This window comes from Winogradskyella marincola, from assembly GCF_029624125.1.
GTDB lineage: Bacteria > Bacteroidota > Bacteroidia > Flavobacteriales > Flavobacteriaceae > Winogradskyella > Winogradskyella marincola.
Window position 1 is genome coordinate 1 of record NZ_JARSBN010000006.1, and the last position, 17,887, is coordinate 17,887.

At 32.5% G+C, this 17,887-nt stretch carries 14 protein-coding genes and 2 tRNA genes; 4 read left to right on the forward strand and 12 right to left on the reverse strand.

The window, feature by feature from the left end:
- Nucleotides 1-70 precede the first annotated feature (70 nt).
- The 5 genes from P7122_RS11280 to P7122_RS11300 form a co-directional block, all read right to left on the reverse strand.
- A complete protein-coding gene (locus P7122_RS11280) occupies nucleotides 71-1,813 on the reverse strand; it encodes a type IIG restriction enzyme/methyltransferase (RefSeq protein ID WP_278005908.1) in 1,743 nt (580 codons plus the stop codon).
- A 114-nt stretch (nucleotides 1,814-1,927) separates the two neighbouring features.
- Nucleotides 1,928-3,406, reverse strand: a complete 1,479-nt coding sequence (locus tag P7122_RS11285) for a hypothetical protein (RefSeq protein WP_278005909.1) — start codon at nucleotides 3,404-3,406, stop codon at nucleotides 1,928-1,930.
- Nucleotides 3,406-3,669: a helix-turn-helix domain-containing protein gene (locus P7122_RS11290; protein ID WP_042241164.1), complete on the reverse strand. Its 264-nt coding sequence runs from the start codon at nucleotides 3,667-3,669 to the stop codon at nucleotides 3,406-3,408. Before P7122_RS11290 ends, P7122_RS11285 begins: the two co-directional genes overlap by 1 nt.
- A gap of 197 nt (nucleotides 3,670-3,866) precedes the next feature.
- A complete protein-coding gene (locus P7122_RS11295) occupies nucleotides 3,867-5,117 on the reverse strand; it encodes a site-specific integrase (protein ID WP_278005910.1) in 1,251 nt (416 codons plus the stop codon).
- A gap of 237 nt (nucleotides 5,118-5,354) precedes the next feature.
- A tRNA-Ser gene (locus P7122_RS11300) sits at nucleotides 5,355-5,442 on the reverse strand.
- Between the two features lie 170 nt (nucleotides 5,443-5,612).
- Between P7122_RS11300 and P7122_RS11305 the strand changes: the two genes are divergently transcribed.
- The 4 genes from P7122_RS11305 (at nucleotide 5,613) to P7122_RS11320 (ending at nucleotide 9,610) form a co-directional block, all read left to right on the forward strand.
- Nucleotides 5,613-6,392, forward strand: a complete 780-nt coding sequence (locus P7122_RS11305; protein WP_278005911.1) for a DUF3108 domain-containing protein — start codon at nucleotides 5,613-5,615, stop codon at nucleotides 6,390-6,392.
- Between the two features lie 7 nt (nucleotides 6,393-6,399).
- Complete coding sequence (locus tag P7122_RS11310) at nucleotides 6,400-6,738, forward strand: FUSC family protein (protein ID WP_278005912.1); 339 nt, start codon at nucleotides 6,400-6,402, stop codon at nucleotides 6,736-6,738.
- 157 nt (nucleotides 6,739-6,895) lie between these two features.
- Nucleotides 6,896-7,927, forward strand: a complete 1,032-nt coding sequence (locus P7122_RS11315) for a M28 family metallopeptidase (protein ID WP_278005913.1) — start codon at nucleotides 6,896-6,898, stop codon at nucleotides 7,925-7,927.
- Nucleotides 7,928-8,029: 102 nt separating this feature from the next.
- Nucleotides 8,030-9,610, forward strand: coding sequence for a M28 family peptidase (locus P7122_RS11320; RefSeq protein ID WP_278005914.1), 1,581 nt, complete (start codon nucleotides 8,030-8,032; stop codon nucleotides 9,608-9,610).
- A 59-nt stretch (nucleotides 9,611-9,669) separates the two neighbouring features.
- Here P7122_RS11320 and P7122_RS11325 read toward each other — a convergent pair.
- From P7122_RS11325 to P7122_RS11355, 7 genes are all read right to left on the reverse strand, one after another.
- Nucleotides 9,670-9,745, reverse strand: a tRNA-His gene (locus P7122_RS11325).
- 60 nt (nucleotides 9,746-9,805) lie between these two features.
- Nucleotides 9,806-10,525, reverse strand: coding sequence for a bacillithiol biosynthesis deacetylase BshB1 (gene bshB1 / locus P7122_RS11330; protein WP_278005915.1), 720 nt, complete (start codon nucleotides 10,523-10,525; stop codon nucleotides 9,806-9,808).
- 5 nt (nucleotides 10,526-10,530) lie between these two features.
- Entirely contained in the window at nucleotides 10,531-11,685 is a 1,155-nt protein-coding gene (locus P7122_RS11335; protein WP_278005916.1) for a trans-sulfuration enzyme family protein, read from the reverse strand.
- A gap of 49 nt (nucleotides 11,686-11,734) precedes the next feature.
- Nucleotides 11,735-13,141 carry an MATE family efflux transporter gene (locus P7122_RS11340; protein ID WP_278005917.1) on the reverse strand — a complete coding sequence of 469 codons (1,407 nt, stop codon included), beginning with the start codon at nucleotides 13,139-13,141 and terminating at the stop codon, nucleotides 11,735-11,737.
- 167 nt (nucleotides 13,142-13,308) lie between these two features.
- On the reverse strand, nucleotides 13,309-14,181 hold the full coding sequence (locus tag P7122_RS11345) for a hypothetical protein (RefSeq protein WP_278005918.1): 873 nt from the start codon (nucleotides 14,179-14,181) through the stop codon (nucleotides 13,309-13,311).
- A gap of 89 nt (nucleotides 14,182-14,270) precedes the next feature.
- Nucleotides 14,271-14,459 (reverse strand): hypothetical protein, encoded by a 189-nt coding sequence (locus P7122_RS11350; protein ID WP_278005919.1) that lies wholly within the window; start codon nucleotides 14,457-14,459, stop codon nucleotides 14,271-14,273.
- A gap of 61 nt (nucleotides 14,460-14,520) precedes the next feature.
- Complete coding sequence (locus tag P7122_RS11355) at nucleotides 14,521-17,802, reverse strand: cytochrome c biogenesis protein CcsA (protein WP_278005920.1); 3,282 nt, start codon at nucleotides 17,800-17,802, stop codon at nucleotides 14,521-14,523.
- Between the last annotated feature and the right edge of the window lie 85 nt (nucleotides 17,803-17,887).

Here is a 17,887-nt window from a genome sequence, read left to right on the forward strand (position 1 = left end):
ATAAAACACCGAATATGGTATATTTAAAAACAGCGTAAATCAATCTTTAACCTGTAGCCATATTTCAGGACTAGACACCTTTAGCATCTGCTAAAATGCCTAATTGGTTTTTAATTACAATAAGCTCGTTTAAAGCACTAACCAAAAAGTGACCAGAACCTACTGCTGGGTCGCATATACGTAAACTGTTTACTATGGTGTTAAAGCGTTTTATATCGTCTATTTTAAAATAGCGTTGGCAATAGGATTGTAGGTCTTCAAAGGTTTCTATTTGGTCGTTTTCTTGTTCTTTAAACTTTTGCACTACTGCACGACGTAAAGTTTCTTTACACATATACATTGTGATGTATGCAGGTGTGTAGAAAGAGCCTTCTTTGTAGCCATTAATTTTTTCGAATATTAAACCTAATACTGATGCGTTAATTAAAGATTTTGTTTCTTGAGCATCTTCTATACCTTCGTTACCATCTGTAGCAAAATCGTAAGCATCTAAAAACAAGAATAGGTAATCTAATGTTTTTAGTTTTCCTTTTTGTTTTTTACCGTTAGCGTCTTTTAAAACGGTACTGTTGTATATTTCAATTTCATCATTGTTAAGCGCAGAAATTTCGAAAGCTTCGTCTTCTAATATACTACGTTCAAAAAGCGAACTGTTTAGATAAGGTATATGTTGGTATTTGTCTTTAAATCTTGGGTGGCGGTCTTCTTCTTTTTTTGCTAATGCAGAAAAGAATAGGTCGTTTAAATCATCATAACCATTTATAAATTTGCTATTAAGGAATTTGTAAACTGAATTGTTTTTATGATAGGCTAGCAATTGCGATTCTAAAAGTTTTAAAAACAGTATTCTGTTTACCCAAGTAAGACATAACTCTAAACCAGCGTTAAATGCTTTTTCGTTATTGTTATCTATGCTTTTTATTTTGTGTAGATAGTCTCTGTCTTCTAAATGAAAAATGGTACTTTCTAAAAGTGAGGCATAGTCACGGTCTTTTTCGGCTTTACGACTTATTACTTTTTTACCTTTATCTTTTACTTCCTCTAAACCTATAATGTGTAACAACTCATTATAAAAGGTTTTGTTAAGTTGATTACTATCATTACCAAACGAATGTCCTAAAAGGTGTACATTAGAGAATATTTTGTATAACGTGTTTAAGTGCGTATCGCTTAACTTATTAAAGTTGGTTTTGGTAAAGTCTAAATGAACAAATGGAAGTGTTTGTTGTACTTCTTCTATATATTTTTTAGCAATTTCGTTATAGAAGAGTTCGTTTTTTGAGGTGTCTTTTAAACCATCTCTAAAGGCTTTGTATTCTTTTAATAGTGCTTTGTTTTTATAGAAGTAATTATAAAAGTCTTCGGCTTTAAATAAAAACCATTCGTAACCATTGGTAGCAATAAGATGCTTAATGTTATTATTTTGATTATCTACACGCTCGCGTAGGTAGTATAATAGTAATTCTTGTAATGCTTTACGGTTTAAATTAGTTTCTGTTAAAAATTCGGCTTTATTACTTGGTTTTTTAGCTTCAATAATAACACTAACATCTGATTTGGCAGTTTTACCTGTATAGATAGCTAAATCAATACGGTCTTTAGTATTAATATAATTTTCAGCATAAAATGTATTGTTGAAAAATTGAATGAAGTGCGATTTAATATGTTCTTCGCTTTCTCCATTATCATCACTAATTTTTACTTCTTGAAGGCATTTTTTTAACTCTTCTACAAATGTATTGACGTCTTTACGAAGCGGTTTATGTTTTCTATATGCTGGATTAAGTGCTTTTCTGGTATTGGTTTTGTTCATTCTTTTGATTGACCTTTGCTTTTAAAAAATATTAAATGTATGAATATTTTTTATTGTAAGAATAAGGAAACCCGTAAAAAGAAAACCCAACCTAAAAGGTTGGGCTTATTTGTATTATGATGCTGTTGCAAAAGTTTTTTGTTTAAGCTTTTCAAGATGCTTTATCATTTTGTTTTTGCTCCATTCTTCACAATTTATCATAGGGGCTTTACCAATTTTCTTTTCAAATTCTTCTTCCATAATTCTGCGAACATCAGTAATGTATTCTTCAGTAGTTGAAATACTATCATGAATAGTAAATATAGGTGCATTAGGTATCTCTTCTGAAATTCTCTTACAAATAATATCAACGATAAGATAACTCTCAATGCTTTGTAATAGACGAGGTAAAACAGTCTTATCCGTTCTTTTAATATCTGAAAATATCTTATAGACTTCTGGGAATAATTCAGCAAATAGCTTTTTAGGCTTTGCTTTTTCACATCCAAAATAATTATTGGCAGTAAAGAGCACCTGAAAAACGGTAGCCTTAATATCCTTTCTTAACTCAAATGTGATTCCTAAATCCTCCTTGTACTTCTTTTCTAATTCCTCATAGAAGCGCCCACCAACTGCCAGTCTAATATACTCTTGTATATCAGTATTCATAGGGGATTCCCTAAAAAGTCCTAACATAATGTAAGAATCACTTAATTTAAAATTATATTGATTTATAGATAAATTATTAATTATTTTATTAGAAAAAGAAGCATATAGGTTCCGCGGATCGTCAAGACTTATCGATAAACTTTTATTTTCAGGGTCACATTTGATTAAATAGTCTTGTGATAATAAAATAGTGCTCAAATAGGGTTGACTGTTTGTAATATCAAGCGTAAATAGTTTTTTGCCATCGTAGGTTATCGCATTACGCAATATACTGCGCATATTCGTTAACACTGTATGATACCGATAAACATTCTCATCTCTTTTAAGCGCATAATATTTGTCGCGTAATCTTGTTACCGACATTATTGCGTGGTCTCTTTGGTATAATGGACTTTTAAATTTCTCTTTGATAAAATCGTAATCCCAAAGTTCTTTATTATCCTTTTTTAACTCATATTCTTCTTCAATCAGTTTAATTGCTAAATTGAAATCAATTTGAAGTTTATCATTATACCATTTATTTAAATAGGGATAATTTTTAACCGACAAATTAATAGCGTTCAAGTTTTGGATAATTTTTCTACGCAAAGAAGTATCTTGTATTTGGTCTTCGGAAGGAATAATAGGGGTTCGATATTTTTCAGTAAATCTATAACCCTTTGATTCCTTGTTAACTTGATACGATTCGTCCCTTTCTACAATTTTTAATTCATTGATGAAATAGTCCCAATATTTATAATAATTATGAACTTTGTGTTGCATCGATTTAGAGGATAATTTTACATAGTCCTCTGTAAGTAAACTTTTCTTGTTGTGTCTTACCGCACTTATTAGATGTAATAGATATTTAGCCTTTTGCAAATTAAAAGGTTTAAATTTTGGTCTATTTTCATTTATAAGGTTTTCTAAATCTAAATTGTTAGGTAGAAAATATGTTAATCTCATTAGGCACTTTTGTTTTGGGTTAAAATTTTGATTACGTCGTCATACTCATAGTACATTGTTTTACCCATCTTGGTAAAGGGTAATGTGCCGTTTACACGTAAGTTTTGTAGCGTACCTGGTGAGATGTTAAGCATCTCTCTTACGTCTGCTGATTTTAACCACTTTTTTTGCTCTGTTTGGCTTCCTAAAATTGTCTTCAGTTCTGTGATGATTTCTTGTTTTAGAGTCTTTAAATCATCCTTTGTAATTACTTCGAATGTCATTCTATATTAAAATGTATTAAAAGGTGTAAATACCTGATTTATATTGTGTTAATTTACGATATTTTGAGCTTTACATAAAACAAACTTATTAACAGTTATTAACGTATTTATAATCATAAAAAACAGTAAAACCCTCGCGTTTACAAGGGTTTTAGTTAGTTTAACACTAAAACAATAATAATGGATGTTTATATCTGCTAATTGGCTAAACGCTTGGATGTTTCTACATTGGTTTTATTAGCGAACTTTTGTTTTAAAATTGCCATATCATCACTTACTTTTCTATCTAATATTTTAGCATAGTGTTGGGTTGTTTTAAGTGATTTATGACCTAACATTTTACTTACTGATTCCATTGGTACACCATTAGACAATGTTACCGTAGTTGCAAAGGTGTGTCGCGCTAAATGGGTGGTTAAGTTTTTATTAATACCACACAAGTCTGCTATCTCTTTTAAATAGGCATTGGACTTTTGATTGCTTAATACAGGAAGTAAAACACCTTTTGTTACTGCCTCTGGGTGGTTTTCGTATTTCTTTATAATCTCTAAAGCTGTTGGAAGTAGTGGAATATTACTGCGTGTATCGGTTTTAGTACGCTTTGTTTTAATCCATTTATCCCCATCAATACCAAATACCAAATTATCTTTTGAGAGCTTCTTAACGTCGCTATAGGCTAAACCAGTAAAGCAACAGAAAATGAAAATGTCTCTTACTTGCTCTAATCGATTGGTGTGCAATTCTTTTTCGAGCATTGTTTGTATTTCTTCTTCTGAAAGGAATTGACGCTCGACTTCTTTTAAACGTACTTTGTAATTTAAAAATGGGTCTTTTGCTATCCAACCATTAGCCAGAGCAATACGCACTATTTTTTTGAAGTTCTTTATGTATTTAATGGTGCTGTTGTGTCCGCAGTTTCTAACGGTTTTTAAGTAAAACTCAAAGTCTGTTATAAATTGGTGGTTTACTCGCTTAATACTTATATCGCTTACTTTATACTGATGCTGCATAAATTCTTTAAGATGCTTGCATACGGTTTTGTAGCGCTCTAAAGTACCTGCTGAAAATTCTCTACCAACTAACTTTTTTACTTGTGTATTATGGTTTTCAAAAATGGTTATGAGTGTACGCTCTTTTTCTTCAATACCTAAAAACTTATTCTTTAGGGTTTCTGTAGTGACCTCTTTATTGTCTTGAATTAGGTCTCTTTGACTTTGATATACTTTTGTAGTAAGGGAATCTAAATAGGCGTTAAGTTCTCTAATATCTTCAGTTCTTCCAATTGCTTTATTGCCTTGACTGTTCCATTTATTAACTTCAATACTGCGCTTTGTACTGATTTCTGTACGTTTACCATCTATGGTAATACGAAGATAAATAGGGCATTTGCCCTGTGCATCTACCTTACTTTTCTTCAAGTAGAATAATAATCCAAATGTTTTGTTCATTCTGGTGACCTTTAAAATTATACATTAATTTACGAAATAATTAGGTCTTATTTTGTGTTTAACTAATTGATTTATAAACAGTTATTAACAAATAGGTGACCTAAAAAAGGTTTTAAAAAGGTCACCCAAAAGGTCACCAACAGAATGGTTTTTAATACACTTTTTGCTGTTTTGTAGAAACTAAAAAGTCCCGTAAACATAGTGTTTACAGGACTTTGATCGATTTTGAATAAATCTTGGCGGAGAAAGAGGGATTCGAACCCCCGGAGGTGTGACCCTCGCTGGTTTTCAAGACCAGTGCATTCGACCACTCTGCCATTTCTCCAATTGCGGATGCAAATATAAAACCCTTTTTGAAGTAGCCAAAGATTTTTTAATAGTTTTTTAAAAAATGTTTCTAAGTGAACCTAAAAAAAATTAGCAACATTAAATAATGCATTGTATTTTCGGCACATTATATGATAGTTACATCATTATTATTACAAATCAATCTCTATGAAAAAATATTTTTTTGTTATTGCAATTTTATGCGGATTGTTGGCAAATGCTCAAAATAATACTATTGGCTTTGGTGAAAAACTAGTCTTTTCTGCCTCTTATAACATGTCTGGGATTTTAACAGACATTGCCGAAGTAAAAATGGAGACTAGTGAGGTTAAGACTTCAAAAAATAGTCTAATGCGCTTAAAGTGTACAGCTGCCACATATAAAAAATGGGACAACTTCTTTAAAATTAGAGATTTGTACGAAAGTTATGTCAACCCTAAAACGTTGACTCCCTACTTATACAAAAGAGATATTAGTGAAGGTGGCTATTACAAGTTTATGCAGTATAAGTACAACCATAAAGCTAAATTGGTAAAAAGCTTAAAGCGTAAAAAAAGAAAAGATGGTACAACGTGGGATGAAAACAAGAATGTAAAAATTAATGCTACTACAAAAGACATCGTAAGCACATTGTATTATATAAGAAATCTAGACATTCATAAAGCAACACCTGGAGACCAACAAGACTTCACAGTGCTTTTTGATAATAAAGAAACTACAATTACTTTAAAATATATTAGCAAGGAGACCATCTCAACAAATATTGGATCTAAAGAATGTTATAAATTAGCTCTATCTGTAAAAGGAAGCGATGTACTAAAAGGAAGTAATTCTAATTTACTTTGGTTAACCGCAGACCAAAACAAAATTCCTGTATACGCAAAGTTCAAAATTGCTGTTGGTAATGGCGAATTAAAAATACAATCTGCAACCGGATTAAAACATTAAAAAAACCATGGGAAAGAAACTCATCATAATTTTAGGATTTATAGCTGCTGTTTTGGCTGTTATTATAGCCGTTACACCATTTTCTAATCTTTCTGTTATACCTATTGCTATTGCTTTTGTTGCTGGGTTAATAATTGTTTTTTTATCAAAAAAAGACAATTCCAAAACAAAATCTATTCAATATATATTTTTAATGGTAATCATTGCTTTAGTCTTAACGGTATACAAAAGCGTTTACTACACATCAGAGGTTGGTAACACTGAGCAATTAGAACAACGAGACGAAGAAAATCTTGAAGATTCTAAAGAACTTTTAGAAGAAATAGACTTTGATGAAGATATCTAAAATTTCAAACTAACTGTAAGAAAATATTTCAAAGTTTTAATTTATTTTTGCTAACGTCAAACAGTTACATGTACTCTTTATCATTTAGCCCCAATTTTTCGCAAGAGAATAAATGATAACGTTTAGTAACAATTAAATTATAACAAGTATTAGTTAAATGAAAATTTTAGTTACCTCTGCACTTATTCTTGTAGGTTCTTGCGCTACATTAAGACACAGTGAAAAAATTGAAAAGTTAAAAAACAGTATTTCTTACAACAATAAAAGCGTTGTAGAAAACTATATAAATACTATTACTCCTGAAGAACTTAGGGCCTTTGTAGAAGAAGTTTCTTCAGAAAAATACGATGGTCGCATGACTGGTGAAGAAGGCCATAATAAGGTCTGTAATTACATAAAAACGTATTATGATTCACTAGGCATAAAACCTCCCACAACTCATCCTGATTACTTTCAAAAAGTACCTAAATCAAGCTTACCTGATGACGTAAAAGATTCTCAGAACGTTATTGCTTATATCGAAGGCTCTGTTTTTCCTAACGAATATATTTACATTACAGCACACTCTGACCATGAAGGTATTGTAGAAGGCGAGGTTTATCCTGGAGCAGACGACAATGGCTCTGGTACTGCTGCTGTGTTAGAGATTGCTGAGGCTTTTAAAAAAGCTGCAGAAGATGGCAACGGTCCTAAGCGTAGTATAGTATTTTTGCATGTAACAGGTGAAGAAATTGGACTTTATGGCTCAAGATACTACACAAACAATCCTGTTTTTCCTATAGAAGAAACTGTGACTACCCTAAATATAGACATGATTGGTCGTGTAGATAAAAAGCACAAAAACAATGAAGATTACATCTATGTTATAGGTGCAGATCGTATAAGTTCTGAGTTACATTTTGTTGTTCAGGAAGCTAATTACAACTTTGTAAATTTAGAATTAGATTATGAATTTAATGCTAAAAATGATCATAATCGTTACTATTACAGATCAGACCACTATAACTTTGCTACCAAAGGTATTCCTGTAGTTTTCTTCTTCAATGGAGAACACGAAGATTATACCAAACCAACAGATACTGCAGATAAAATTAATTATCTACTACTTACCAAACGCACAAAACTCATCTTTGCTACAGCATGGTATTTGGCAAATTCACCAGAACGCTTAAAACCAGAAATTATATAATCTTAAAGTTTACTAAAAGAAAGCCAACCAAACAACAAGGCTAATTTTGATTTTCGTAATTTAGGCCAAATTTGTTAGGATTAAATAAATCGTTATAATAAAATGAAACAATTATCATTATTCTTTTTTACTGCACTATTAATTACCAGTTGCGGTACATCTTCAAAAAGCAATTCATCTTCAGTACATAAAAATGAAGCAAAAGTTGAAGACCCAAAAAAATATGCTTCATCAATTACAGCAGAAGAGCTTAAAGAAATGCTTTATAAATATGCTTCAGACGAGTTTGAAGGTAGAGAAACTGGTGAAAAAGGACAAAAAATGGCCGTTGAATACTTAAAAGCTCAATATCAAGCATTAGGTATACCAACACCTCTAGGAAATGATGATTATTTTCAAGAAGTACCACTCGAAAAGCAAAGCATTGCCGAAGCAAAAATCTCTATAAATGGTACAGACTTTAAAAGTTTTGAAGACCATATGGTTTTAAGAGCTTCTGGCAGTACAAATGTTTCAACAAAAGAAATAATATATGTTGGTTACGGAATTCATTCCGAAAACTATTCGGACTATAAAGACCTTGATGTTAAAGGTAAAATTGTTTTAGCCAAAGCTGGTGAGCCTAAAGATGCTGACGGTAATTACGTAACAACAGGAAGTAAGGAAGACACAAAATGGTCTAATGGTCGCCAATCGTTATCCAGCAAAAGAGATGCTGCTATAGAAAACGGTGCTAAAGGATTAATTTTGTTAGACACAAATATGTTTACCAGATATGCTCCATACTATCAAAGACAAGCTGAAAGTGGCGCTTCTGGTCGTTTATCTTTAAAAAGTAATGAAGATGAAATGATGATGCTAATGATAACTGAAAATTTAGCAAAAGCATTATATCCTTCCATATTAGAAGATGATAAAGCAAAAACATTAACAACCGATTTAAGCATAGAAATAGAAAATAAATCTGAACAAATTACTTCAGAAAACGTCGTTGCCTACATTAAAGGTTCTACAAAACCAGATGAAATTGTAGTAATCTCTGCACACCTAGATCATGAAGGCATTAAAAATGGTGAAGTATACAACGGAGCAGATGACGATGGCTCTGGCACAGTAGCAATACTAGAAATTGCTGAGGCTTTTAAAATAGCTGAGAAATCTGGTCATGGTCCTAAGCGCTCTATTCTTTTTCTTCATGTTACTGGCGAAGAAAAAGGGCTTTTAGGCTCTAGACACTACACTGATAACGACCCTATTTTTCCTTTAGAAAATACTGTAGCAGATCTAAATATAGATATGATAGGAAGAACAGATCCTAATAGAAAAGAAGGAGACAGAAACTATGTATACCTTATAGGAAGCGACAAGCTTAGTACAGATTTACACAATATTTCAGAAGAGGTAAATAAAAAATACTGTAATGTAGAGTTAGACTACACTTATAATGATGATAATGATCCTAATCGTTTTTACTACAGATCTGATCATTACAACTTTGCAAAAAACAATATACCTGTAATATTCTATTTTAATGGTACGCACGATGATTATCACCGACCAAGTGATACTCCAGATAAGATAGAATACGATTTATTAGAGAATAGAACTCGCTTGGTATTTCATACAGCATGGGAAATTGCTAATAGAGCTAACAAACCCGTTGTAGATAAAGCTACAGAATAACAAACCTTAATATAGATAAACAAAAAAAGCCTTTCATTTCTGAAAGGCTTTGCGTTTTTGGGTGGAAGATCGGTCTCGAACCGACGACCTCCTGAACCACAATCAGGCGCTCTAACCAACTGAGCTACAACCACCATTTAAAATCGGATTGCAAATGTAATTTATTTAACCTTTTCTACAAAACGTTTTCTTTATTTATTTTAAATCAAATAACGAATCTACTGCAGGATAGCGTTCTACGGTAAAACCTTCTCCGTATTCAGTACCTATAAGTCGCCCTGCATTTCTTGCTCTATAGATAATACTGTCTGTAAAGTTCTTGCTAGAGATCGGAGTTTGAGGTTCTTTGCTATCTGGATCAAAAAACTGTGTTTTGTATGCTAAAACAGCTTCCATTTTCTTTTCTACAAAACCTGTTACATCTACAATAATATCTGGCTTTAAGTCTTTCCATTGTATATAATGATAAACAACTTTAGGCCTCCATGGCTCTTGATAATTTTCATCATCTAGCTTGGTTTCAATCTTTCTCAGACCACTCAAAAAACAGGCTTCACTTACCAGCTTACTCCCTTTGCCATGATCTATATGCCTATCATCTATTGCATTGCACAAAACAATTTCTGGTCTGTATTTTCTTATTTCCTTTATAAGTTCTATCTGGTGTTCTTTATTATTAACAAAAAAACCATCAGCAAATTTCATATTAGTTCGCATCGCTACGTTAAGAATCTTAGCTGCATTAAAAGCTTCTTCATCTCTTGTGTCTGCAGTTCCTCTTGTACCTAGCTCACCTCTGGTTAAATCTATAATTCCAACTTTTTTTCCTCTTGCTACTTCTTTTGCTATTGTAGCACCACAACCCAGTTCTACATCATCAGGGTGAGCACCTATTGCCAATATATCTAGTTTCATAAATTTTACTTTAAAATGCGCTTTATGGCATTATTTATATCTTGTTTTAAATCTTTAACATCTTCAATACCTACAGAAAACCTTATTAATTGGTCGCTAATACCAACGTTTTTGCGTTCGTCTAGAGTTAACAATGCATGAGATGTTAAGTGTGGCGAAATTACTGTACTTTCTACACCTGCCAAACTCATAGAAGATTTAATTAATGTTAATGATTTCTGAAATTGATAAGCATCGAGATCATCTACCAATTCAAAAGACAACATAGCACCAAAGCCTTTCATTTGAGACTTTGCCAAATTATACTCTGGATGCGATTTTAGACCAGGATAATACACTTTGGCTATTTTTGGGTGTTTATTTAACCATTTTGCCATTTTCATAGCATTTTTGGTTTGTGCTTTTACACGTAAGCCTAAAGTTTTCATACTACGCTCTAACATCCAAACGGTCATATCACTAAGACTGCCTCCCAGATTCTTACTTACATTCCAAATGCGCTCTATATGCTCATTTGTACCAGCAACAGCACCTGCGCAGATATCACTGTGTCCGCCAAAGTACTTTGTTGCCGAATGCATTACCAAATCAATGCCTAAATCTATTGGATTTTGATTTACTGGAGACGCAAACGTATTGTCTATAGATGTTACGATATTTTTAGATTTACCAAGCTTAGCAATAGCTTTAATATCGGTAATAGTTAATAAAGGGTTAGAAGGTGTTTCAATATGAATAAGCTTTGTGTTAGGTTGAATAACAGCTTCAAAATCATCAACTTTATAACCATTAGTAAACGTATATTCTATACCATATTTTGGAAACTCTTCTTTTATAAAATTCAGTGTTCCACCATACAAAGTGTTCTGAACAACCAAATGATCTCCTTTTTGTAAAAACGCTAAAAACATATGACTTATAGCTGCCATGCCTGATCCAAAAATCAAAGCTGCTTCTGCGTGTTCTAATGCTGCTATTTTTTTGGATAAATATTCTTGATTTGGTGTATTAAAATATCTTGGGTAGCGCTTAACATCAACATCTAAAAACTCATAAGACGAGCTTAAATATATTGGCGAAACAGCACCTTTAAACTGCTCATCCTTTATTTCGCCTACATGTGTACAGATGGTATTTAACCCTAATTTTTCTTTTGACATAGTATTATAATTATTGAATAAAATTAAGAAAAATTACTCCGAAACTGCCCTAAACCTGTGTCGTTTTCCAATACCCTTTTTTAAACCAAACAAGACTTAAAATAGTTATAAGAACCTCTGCTAATGTTATGGCTATAAAAACACCTAAAGGGCCAAAATCTAAAGCTAATGCTGTGATGTAAGCAAGCGGTAACTGAAACAACCAAAAACAAATAAAGTTTATCCAAGTTGGTGTTTTTGTATCTCCTGCTCCATTAAATGCATTTATAATTACCATTCCATAACCATAGAAAACATATCCTGCAGCTATAATCCTAAGGCATAGCGCTCCACTTTTTATTACCTCTGCTTCTTGCGTAAACCAAGATATTATTTGCGGTGCAAAAATGAGATATACAACAGATACAAAAGCCATAAAAATTGCACTATATTTTCCTGTTTTCCAAACAGAAGCCTCTGCTCTATCTGGTTTTTGAGCTCCTAAATTTTGACCAACTAAAGCAGCAGCAGCATTGCTCATTCCCCAAGCTGGCATAAGTGTAAGCATCATAACTCGTATTGCAATGGTATAACCTGCTAAAACTTCGCTACCAAACTCGCTCATAATTCGCATTAAAAACACCCAAGACGATGTACCTATTAAAAACTGACCTATTCCACCTAACGATACTTTAACTAGGTTTAACATAACAGCTGCACGAAATACCAAATCTTTAAATCCAACTTTAATTTTACTCCAACCATAAAACAATACCATAAGTTGAAAAACAACTGCTATTCCTCTACCTATAGTTGTTGCAATAGCTGCACCTTGTACACCTAAAGCCGGAATTGGCCCTAAACCAAAAATAAAAATCGGGTCTAAAATAATGTTTAAGCCATTAGATAACACCAAAGCCCACATAGCTATAGATGCATCACCTGCTCCTCTAAAAATAGCATTGATTAAAAACAAAAGCATTATAGTAACGTTGCCTCCCAATAATACTTGAGTATATCTATAACCTTCAGCTATTAGATCTGGTTCTCCTCCCATTAATTGCAATATTTCTCTTGGATAAAGAACACCAACAACGCTTATAAGCGTAGCTACAATAATTCCCAAACCTATAACTTGTATTGCTGCTTGCGACGCTCCTTCTCTATCCTTCTCTCCAATACGTCTGGCAACAATAGCTGTAGCAGCCATACTAAGCCCTATTGCTACCGCATATACTAGTGTTATAACAGACTCTGTAAGGCCTATTGTAGAAACGGCATTTACACTTACTCTAGACACATAGAAAATATCAACAATAGCAAATATAGATTCCATTAACATTTCTAGAATCATAGGAATAGAAAGCATAAAAACTGCTTTGCGAATGCTACCTGAAGTAAATTCTTGCTCTTTTCCTGAAATAGCAATTTTTAAATATTTGAAAAACTGTTTTATTGAAATTTTATTAGACTGCATAACTTAAAAAAATGTACGATTAGTTTTAGCTGAACATACAGAAATGTTCAACATTATTACATCACATGAAGTGTTGACGTTTTATATCCGATAGGTAAATTAGGCAATCATAATAGCACAAATATGGGTTTTATTTTTGAATAATCTAGATTTAGCTAAAAATACAGTCAATAATTACATTGTGTATATTCTATAAGAACTGAATTATTACTGTCTAACATTTTAAGATGGTTTTGATCATCTAATTTATAATACCAACCAAATGGCTCATTTTCTATTTTAAATGTCTCTATGATTTTTTCTGAATCTAAAGGAACTAATTTCTGAAGGTATTCCTTATGCTTAATGTATATATTATTATCTTCCAGTATTACAATCTCAAAGCAGTAATCTTCCTTAAAATTTTTAAATGGCTGAATAAACCACTGACCTACAACTTCTTTTATATTAAGTACTCTTAATCTTTTTTGATTAACATATGCTTCTTCAAGCCTAGAAGCAACTGATTCTATTGATAAAACTTCAATATTATCAACTAATTTTTCATGTTTATCTTGCTGACCAGATAATGAATATTTATAAAAATTATTAGCAATAGCTTCTAATTGGTAAGCTGGAAAGCCTGTAGCAAATGTATCTATCTGCCCTCCTACTTCAACACATTGATTTATAATTGACCAAAAGACTAAACTAGCTTCACTTAAATAATTATGAGTAAAATTAAGTACAGGCACAACATTATTCTTCTTGTATACTTTTCTCCCATGAACCTCAAACATTAAAGCTGTCTTAATCATAAGAGTTGTAGACAGAGAATCATATTTTGTAATGTCATCTGTGGGCAACTTTAATAAGGTATCTTGATCTACACTGTAAAGACTATGCCAATACACTTCTATATCGGCTTCAGACTTTAATTTCAATATTTCATCTCTGTATTTTTCAATCGGAATTTGAGCAGATATTGTAGAAAATATAAATCCTAAAAATAAGAACAAAATAGATTTCCTGACTGTGCTAAAAGTGAACCTATTAATCATTTTTACTAGCTTTATTATAAGCACGAATCATTAAAATTGCCCAAATAGCAACTAAGACAACAACTACAACAGAAAACCATAATACGATATCATTTGCTTCCATTGTCTACAAGTTTTAAGTATATCATTACACCTAATAATGTAGGTGCCCAAAGGCCTACAAACAAGCCGTGCATCTGATATCCTGTTAAAAATAAGTATTCGGCAACAAGGATAATAACTGCACACAAAATGAGCATTAAAACATTTGCTGTTCCTATTTTTTTGAAGTAATTCATTCTTTGAGGGTTGGTTTTTAACACCTCAATTTAAGAAAAATTACAATGACATAGCAAAATACTATTTGTAATGCTTCTTATGCTTAAAATAAGCTGCAGTTGCTATAACGCCAATTACAGACAATGTATATGCACTTATTTCAAAACTCAAGATTTGGTCTCCACTAGCATAAGCATGCAGTCCTGACAAATAGAAATTAACACCAAAATAGGTCATTAAAATACTGGCAAAGGCGAGTATAGATAATAAATTAAAAATCCAACGTCCACGTAGTCCTGGCACTAAACGCATATGTACAACAAAGGCATAAATCATAATACTAATTAAAGCCCATGTTTCTTTTGGGTCCCAGCCCCAATAACGTCCCCAACTTTCATTTGCCCACATACCACCTAAGAAGTTACCAATAGTTAGCATAATTAAACCTACCGTTAATGCCATTTCATTAATAATGGTGAGCTCTTTTATGTTTATTTCCATTCGTTTTTTGTTCTCTTTAGTTGTAAAAATCATTAATAACAATGATACAACACCCAGAATCATTCCTAATGTAAAAGGTCCATAACTCGCTACAATCACAGAAACGTGAATCATTAACCAATACCCTTGCAAAACAGGTTGAAGATTTGCTATTGCAGGATCCATCCAGTTCCAGTGAGCAATCATTAGTATCATTGAAGTTACAAATGCCGAAGCTGCAACGGTTAAGTCAGATGATCGCTTTTCAAAAAGACCATAAAAAGGCACAAATGACTTAAATGATACTTTTTTAGGTAAAAGTTGTCTGTTGTACGCCAACAATAAACCAAAAAGCATTAAGGACCAAGCCACGTATATTAAAGACTCGTACGCATCACTCCATGGTGCATGGCCAGATAGGTACCAACGCCATATTAACCCTAACGTGTGTAATAAAAACAGAACCACTACGATACCAACCAAGGATTTTACAATTATGTTTATAGCCTTGCTTTTATGATAAAATATTTGAACAATTATAAACACAAATAAAAATGTAGCAGCATACATATACCAGCTAAATAATTGCTTAAAAATATCGTACTCGTTATATAAAATTTCTGACTCTACCTTCTTATCAGATAACATAACTTCGCTTCCATATTTCTGTTGTGTTTTTCTAAAATCACCCAACAACTTATCAGCATTATCAAAATTTCCTGTTTGTTTTGCATTATCTAAGGTCATTAAATAATAGCCAAAACCATTTTTCACAAATGCTTTGTACGACTCATCTTTAATAGCTTCGTCGTAACCTCCTTGCTTAAACTCAAAAGAAGAAATCCATTTATTATTATCGTTTTCTGGAATTGGAAAGATTTTAATATTTCTACCTTCAATAACATCAGACAATAGGCTTAATCTATCATAAGTGTTTTTTACTTCTTTCTGAAATCCATTAGGAATTTGAGTACTGTAAGCTTCTTCTATATATGGTCCAAGTTTATTTCTGCCATTCTCAGCAAAAAAGTCTAACAAACTCACATACTTCTGATCTTTATCTACACCTATTATAGTTCTTATAGAATCTGCTTTTCTAGGTGTTAGATATATAATTGGCATATTGTACCATAACATCGGACTTTCTTGTATAGATAAGAAAATCTGAGAAGCATTTAGACCTTCGTATGTATCGTGTTTACTTAATTTTCTGAGCATTTCAGAAGCATAAGTATGTATTGGCATCATACGTCCGCTGTAGTCTTGTATTACCATTTTAGCAAACTTACCAGCATGCTCTTTTGGTGTTATATTAGCTTTTAATATAGAATCTAAACTTGCTTTTGTTGGTCGCTCTTGTGAGTGGTTATGCCCATCGTCTTGTGTGTGGTCTTGAGCAAAACCAGCTAAACTAAACAACAGAAGCAACGTGGTCATTATTTTCACCTTCTTTTCCTTAAGCTTTTTAAGGCGCTTTCTAATGTCATCAAACCTGGTGTTTTTAGCAAATAAAATAGCTATAAGTCCAAAGTACAACAGCATATAGCCTGTGTAGGTAATGTATGTTCCCCAACGATCGTGATTTACAGATAGAATTGTACCTTTTTCATCTTTATCAAAATCGGCTTGAAAAAATCTAAATCCTCTGTGATCTAAAACATGATTCATGTAAATATGAAAATCAAAGTCGCCTTGCTCTTTATCTATAACGGTTACCTTACTTTCAAAAGTTCTAGGAATATCTGTTCCTGGTCTTTTTTCAGAAATAAAATCGTTTAGTTTTACTTCAAAAGGTAATTGCTCCATTCTAGAGCCAAATCTTAATGCAAATTCTAAGCCGCCAACTTTAAATTCTTCAACTCTGTAATACGTCCATGGACCACCAATAATGTTTACATCTTTAGTTTCTCCATTAGCCGAAACTTCTAAAACAATACCACTGTCATCTCCTTTTAGACGTTCTGGTTTTTTTACAACATCAAATACACCTTTTGTAACTGGTTTTGGAAACACCAATTGCATATTGCCAATAATGTATCTAGATCTAAGAATTAATGGTTGTAAACTATCCTTTGCCAGCGTGCCTGTTTGGCCTGTTGCCATAGTCATATACTCACCTTCAAAAGGAGACTTAACAAACAACCCTTCGTCTGTATTAATTATATTGATAGCACCTTGCTGCTCTTTGTTTAGTGATATAAGAACATTGTGCAAGCTAGATACCTCTCCTTCTTTTAAGAAGTGGTTGTGCGGATTACCATCTGCACCTGCTTCTACAATTTTAAGATAGTTTTCGCCATTTTCATTTGGTACAACATCTTTCTCTGCACCAAGAATAAACTTTTTTAGTTTGAAGGTAACTTGAGAACCTCCGTAATTATATGTTCTTTCGAATTTATTATCTAAACGAGACGAAAAATCTACTTCTTCCATAACAGGAAGCTGTTGTAGTTGCCCATTAATTTCGTAATCACCAAGTATTCTTCCGCTTATGTATGTTTTTTGAGAACGAAATTGACTTTCAGATTCGCCTTCTCTTACTGCCAACATACCTTCGTAACCAATATATCTGGTAACTGCAGCTCCTACGATGATTAAAATCCAAGACACATGAAGAATTAGTATAGACCACTTTTCTTTTTTAAGAAGTTTGTAGCGTGAAATATTCCCTACAAAATTGATAACAAAAAACACCATAATAGCCTCAAACCACCAGGTATTGTATATCAATGTTCTGGTGTAAGGTGTTGGAGATTGATCTGTTGGATTTCCGTAAGCTGGTGCATCTAGTATTGTACCAACAGCCATGGCAACGGCAAATACAATAAATAAAACAGCGGTAAGTTTGGTTGAAAAGAGGAAGTTTGCGATTTTCTTTTGCATAGTCTCAAGGGCTTTTTTTAAGCGCGTCAAAGATAATGCTTTTTAGTGGCTTGACTTTATTTTTAACTTCCCAAAAAGCGTTAAA